Source organism: Kitasatospora sp. NPDC056327, from assembly GCF_042261735.1.
In the GTDB taxonomy this organism is placed as follows: Bacteria; Actinomycetota; Actinomycetes; order Streptomycetales; family Streptomycetaceae; genus Kitasatospora.
In genome coordinates, this window is the sequence record NZ_JBHJRC010000410.1 from 1 (window position 1) to 5,799 (window position 5,799).

Genomic DNA, 5,799 nt, shown 5'->3' on the forward strand with positions numbered 1-5,799 from the left:
CCGCGCGCTTCCGCGTGCGGCGGGGGCCCTGCCGTTCGGCCGGTGCCTGTCGGCCGGTGACCTGTCGTCCGTCGGCCGGGGTGCCCGCGCGGACGGGCCCGGTCAGAGCTTGCGCAGCAGCGCCCGGCGGACCTTGTGGTCCGGGCCCTTCTGCAGGACCAGGGTGGCCCGGCCCCGGGTGGGCAGCACGTTCTCCAGCAGGTTGGGCCGGTTGATGGTGCGCCAGACCTGGCGGCCGTACTCCATCGCCTCCTCCTCCGGCACCTCGGTGAAGCGGCGGAAGTAGGAGTTCGGGTCCTGGAAGGCGGTCTGCCGCAGCTTGCGGAACCGGTCCAGGTACCAGCTCTCGATGTCGTCCGTGCGGGCGTCGACGTAGATGGAGAAGTCGAAGTAGTCGGCCACCGCCAGACGGGTGCGGCCGTCCGTGCCGGGCAGGGCCGGCTGGAGCACGTTCAGGCCCTCGACGATCAGGATGTCCGGGCGCTCCACGGTGAGCCGCTCGCCCTGCACGATGTCGTAGACCAGGTGCGAGTAGACCGGTGCGGTGACCCGCTCCTTGCCGGCCTTCACGTCCGCGACGAAGCGCATCAGCGCCCGGCGGTCGTAGGACTCCGGGAACCCCTTGCGGGCCATCAGGCCGCGCCGGCGCAGCTCGGCGTTGGGCAGCAGGAAGCCGTCGGTGGTGACCAGTTCGACCCGGGGGTGCTCCGGCCAGCGGGCCAGCAGCGCCCGCAGCAGGCGGGCGGTGGTGGACTTGCCGACCGCGACCGAGCCGGCCACGCCGATGATGAACGGGGTCCGGGTGCGCTCGGTGTCCGGGGTGTCCAGGAAGGTGCCCAGGGCGCCGCGCAGTTCGTGCGTGGCGTGGATGTAGAGGTTCAGCAGCCGGGACAGCGGCAGGTAGACGTCGCGGACCTCGTCGAGGTCGAGGGCGGTACCGAGGCCGCGCAGCCGTTCCACCTCCTCCGCGGTCAACGGCAGCGGCGTACGCTCGCGCAGCGCGCTCCACTCGGCCCGGCTGAGGTCCACGTAGGGGGACGGGGACGGGCCGGGCGGGGTGTCGCCCCGCGTACACAGTTCGGTCAGCACATGCTCCATTGTGGGCCGTAGCGCCGTTCGGGGTGGTTGTGGTGTCGGTCACGGCCTGTGCGCGAACCGTGCGAATGGGGCGTTCGGAGCGCCCTTATGCTGGCACGCATGTGCGGAATTGTTGGATACGTGGGCTCTCAGCCCGCCCTTGACGTAGTAATCGCAGGCCTGCAGCGACTGGAGTACCGGGGTTACGACTCCGCCGGTGTCGCGGTGCAGGTGCAGGGCTCCGACGGGCAGTGGAGCCTCGCCACCGACAAGCGGGCGGGCAAGCTCGCGAACCTGGAGAAGTCGCTCGCCGAGACCCCTCTTCCCGGCGGCACCACCGGCATCGGCCACACCCGCTGGGCCACCCACGGCGGACCGACCGACGCCAACGCCCACCCTCATCTGGACGACGCCGCGCGGGTCGCGGTCGTCCACAACGGCATCATCGAGAACTTCGCCCAGCTCCGTGCCGAGCTGGCCGAGCGCGGTCACACGCTGCGCTCGGAGACCGACACCGAGGTCGTCGCGCACCTGCTCGGCGAGGTGTACGACGGCGACCTGGCCGAGGCCATGCGAGTGGTCTGCCGCCGGCTGGACGGCGCGTTCACCCTGGTCGCGTCGCACGCCGACGCTCCGGACGTGGTGGTCGGCGCCCGCCGCAACTCGCCGCTGGTGGTCGGGCGCGGCGAGGGCGAGAACTTCCTCGCCTCCGACGTGGCCGCGTTCATCGCGCACACCCGTGAGGCGATCGAGCTGGGCCAGGACCAGGTCGTCGAGCTGCGCCGGGACGCGGTGACCGTCACCAACTTCGACGGCACCCCCGCCGACGTGCGCGAGTACCACGTCGACTGGGACGCCTCGGCCGCCGAGAAGGGCGGCTACGACTACTTCATGCTCAAGGAGATCGCCGAGCAGCCGAAGGCCGTCGCCGACACCCTGCTCGGCCGGATCGGCACCGACGGCCGTCTCACCCTCGACGAGCTGCGGATGTCCGACACCGACCTGCGCTCGGTCGACAAGGTCGTCATCGTCGCCTGCGGCACCGCGTTCCACGCGGGCATGATCGCCAAGTACGCGATCGAGCACTGGACCCGGATCCCGTGCGAGGTGGAGGTCGCCTCCGAGTTCCGCTACCGGGACCCGATCATGGGGCCGGGCACGCTGGTGATCGCCATCTCGCAGTCCGGCGAGACCATGGACACCCTGATGGCGCTGCGGCACGCGCGCGAGCAGGGCGCCAAGGTGCTGGCGATCTGCAACACCAACGGCTCGACGATCCCGCGCGAGTCGGACGCGGTGCTGTACACCCACGCCGGGCCGGAGGTGGCCGTCGCCTCCACCAAGGCGTTCCTCACCCAGCTGGTCGCCTGCTACCTGGTGGCGCTGTACCTGGGCCAGGTGCGCGGCACCAAGTGGGGCGACGAGATCCTCGCCGTCATCAAGGAGCTCGGCGACGCGCCCCGGCAGGTCGAGCAGGTGCTGCAGACCATGGAGCCGGTGCGCGAGCTGGCCCGCTCCCTGGCGGACGCGCGCTCGGTGCTGTTCCTCGGGCGGCACGTCGGCTTCCCGGTGGCCCTGGAGGGCGCGCTCAAGCTCAAGGAGCTCGCCTACATGCACGCCGAGGGCTTCGCCGCGGGCGAGCTGAAGCACGGGCCGATCGCGCTGATCGAGGAGGGGCTGCCGGTGGTCGTCGTCGTGCCGTCGCCGCGCGGGCGGTCGATCCTGCACGACAAGATCGTCTCCAACATCCAGGAGATCCGGGCCCGCGGTGCGCGGACCATCGTGATCGCGGAGGAGGGCGACGAGGCGGTCGTCCCGTACGCCGACCACCTGATCCGCATCCCGGTCACGCCGACGCTGCTGCAGCCGCTGGTGTCCACCGTGCCGCTGCAGGTCTTCGCCTGCGAGCTGGCCACGGCCAAGGGGCACGAGGTCGACCAGCCGCGCAACCTGGCGAAGTCGGTCACGGTCGAGTAGCCGGCCGCTCGTTCGCCCGCCCGACCGCCCGTGTACGGCGTCCCCGCGGTGGCCGCGCCCCGCCGCGGGGGCGCCGCGGGGCGCCGCTTCCCGGCGGGCGTGAACGGGGGTGGTGCACGGCGTGATCGCCCTGCTGGCTGTGGACCCGGCGGACCGGGCAGGCCGTGCCGTACGGGCACGGGGCCCCGGGGGTTCGTCGGCCGGGGTGGTGCACGGTGTGACCGTGCGCCTCGGCGCGGGCCCGGCGGACCGGGCAGGCAGTGCCCTCCGGACACCATGCCCCGGGTTCGTCCGTCGAGGGGGCTCCGGGAGGTTCTCCCTGGGCCGGACGCGAGTGGAGGAGCCCGCCCTCGGCGGCGCCTCCGCTGATCCGTGCCGAGCCGTCCGCAGAGCGGGCGGGCAGGCGGGTCGTAACTCTCGGCCGGCCGCGCTCCGCACTCCCGGCGCCCGCGGAGCGGCGGCGCGGGATCCGTGAGGGTTCCTTGTGCCGGAAGGAGCCCGCTCCCGGTCGAGCGCCGGTCCACGGTTCGTCCTCCTCTCCGTGGCCCGTGTCGCGCCGTGCACCGGGCGGGTTTCCACTGTCGGTCGGCCGCGCGCCGCAGGCCCGGTGCGGGCGGGGCGGTGGCTTGGGATCCCGGAGCGTTGCCTGCGCCGGAAGGAGCCCGCTCCCGGCGGAGCCGGTTTCACGGCTCGTGCTCCTCTCCGTGGCCCTGCGTCGCGCCCTGCACCGGGCGGGCAGGCGGATGGGCACTGTCACCCGGCCGCGCGCCGCAGGCCCGGTGCCCGCGGAGCGGCGGCGCGGGCTAGCGTCGGCGGTAGCCGACTGCTGAAGGAGTCTCCGCATGCGTCACGCCCATCGCGTCGAAGTCGTCCGGGCCGCCGAGGCCGCGCTGATGGCACGGCTCCCGGAGGGCACGCTGATGCAGCGCGCCGCCACCGGGCTCGCCGTGACCTGCGCCCGGCTGCTCACCCGTCGGCGCGGCCGGGTGTATGGCAGCCGGGTGGTGGTGCTGGCGGGCAGCGGGGACAACGGGGGTGACGCCCTGTACGCCGGTGCGGCGCTGGCCCGGCGCGGGGCCCGGGTGACCGCGGTGCTGCTCGCCCCCTCCCGTGCGCACCCCGGGGGGCTCGCCGCACTGCGGGCGGCGCACGGACGGGTGGTGCTGGACCAGGAAGTCGGCCTGGCCGACTTCTCGCGCGCGGACCTGGTGCTGGACGGCATCGTCGGCATCGGGGGACGGGGCGGACTCCGGGCGCAGGCCCAGCCGTACGCGCGTGCCGCACGCCGCGGGGTGGTGGTGGCCGTCGACGTGCCCAGCGGGGTGGACGCCGACACCGGCGAGGTCGCGGGCGTGGCACTGCGGGCGGACGTGACGGTGTGCTTCGGCACGTACAAGCCCGGGTTGCTGATCGACCCCGGTGCCTCGTACGCCGGGGCGGTGCAGCTGGTGGGGATCGGCCTGGAGCTGCCGCCGGCCGAGGTGGCGGCGCCGCAGCACGCGGACGTGGCCGCGCTGCTGCCGTTGCCGGGGGCGGAGAGCGACAAGTACCGGCGCGGGGTGGTCGGGGTGGCGGCCGGGTCGGCGCGCTACCCGGGGGCGGCACTGCTGGCGGTCGCCGGGGCGCTGCGCGGCGGTGCGGGCGCCGTGCGCTACGTGGGGACGGCGGCGGAGGAGGTGGTGCGGCGGTTCCCGGAGGCACTGGTCACCGAGGGCGGGCCGGCCGGGGCGGGGCGGGTGCAGGCGTGGGTGGTCGGACCCGGCGGCGGCGAGGGCGCCGGGCGGGCGCTCACGGAGGCGCTGGCCGCGGACGTGCCGGTGCTGGTCGACGCGGACGGGCTGACCGAGCTGGCCCGGCTCGGGCCGGGCGCGCTCGCGGGGCGGACGGCGCCGACGCTGCTCACCCCGCACACGGGGGAGGCGGCGCGGCTGCTCGCCGGCGCGGGGGACAGGGGCGGTGACGGGGACGCGGACGGGGCCGGTTCGTCGGGGGCCCGGCCGCCGGCCGCGGACGAGCTGGCGGCCACCCGGCTGGCCACCGCCCGGCGGCTCGCGGCGGCGTACCGGGCGACGGTGCTGCTGAAGGGCTCGACCACGGTGGTCGCCGACCCGGGCGGCGCGGTGCGGGTGAACCCGACCGGCACCTCGTGGCTGGCCACGGCCGGCAGCGGCGACGTACTGGCCGGCCTGGCCGGCTCGCTGCTCGCCGCGGGCCTCTCCCCGCTGGACGCCGCCTCGGTGGCCGCCTACCTCCACGGCCTCGCCGCCCGCCGCACCGCCGCCACCCCCGGAGCCCCCGTCACCGCCCTGGAAGTGGCAGCGGCCCTCCCCGCCGCCTGGAACGACGTCCGCTCGGCCTCGCCGGGCCAGGCGTCGTAGGCGGCAGTGGAATATACCGATCGGTCTACATAGTCCTCTGTGCAGGAAGTCGGCCAGGCCGACTTCCTGCACAGGCAGTGTGTCCCCGCGCCCCGAATCTGTAGACCGGTCTGCCTATTTCTGCTCCCGCTGCTCCGTGGCGGCCCTGCTGCCGGTGCTGCTCGTACCGCCGGTGCTGCGCCGGCGGCGCTCGGGGATGGCTTCGGCGGCGCACCCGGAGCAGGAAGTCGGCGGAGCCGACTTCCTGTGCGCTCGGGAGAGTCGGCGGGGGCACGCAATCTGTAGACCGGTCTGCATATTTTCCCCGGGGAATCTGGGGTGCGGGTGCGGCGGATGGGGCTTTCGTGCGCAGGAAGTCGGCCAGGCC

Annotated in this window: 3 protein-coding genes; 2 read left to right on the top strand and 1 reads right to left on the bottom strand. The window is 74.6% G+C overall.

Going from position 1 to position 5,799, the window contains the following annotated elements:
- Window positions 1-102: 102 nt before the first annotated feature.
- The gene (coaA, locus tag ACFCX4_RS34150; RefSeq protein WP_376151003.1) at window positions 103-1,098 is read right to left on the bottom strand and encodes a type I pantothenate kinase; all 996 of its coding nucleotides are present in this window, start codon (window positions 1,096-1,098) and stop codon (window positions 103-105) included.
- Window positions 1,099-1,197: 99 nt separating this feature from the next.
- On the opposite strand from coaA, the gene glmS reads away from it, so the two are divergent.
- Together glmS and ACFCX4_RS34160 are read left to right on the top strand one after the other, a co-directional pair.
- Window positions 1,198-3,054, top strand: coding sequence for a glutamine--fructose-6-phosphate transaminase (isomerizing) (gene glmS, locus ACFCX4_RS34155; RefSeq protein ID WP_376151005.1), 1,857 nt, complete (start codon window positions 1,198-1,200; stop codon window positions 3,052-3,054).
- 842 nt (window positions 3,055-3,896) lie between these two features.
- Entirely contained in the window at window positions 3,897-5,432 is a 1,536-nt protein-coding gene (locus tag ACFCX4_RS34160) for an NAD(P)H-hydrate dehydratase (protein ID WP_376151007.1), read from the top strand.
- The last annotated feature ends 367 nt before the right edge of the window (window positions 5,433-5,799 follow it).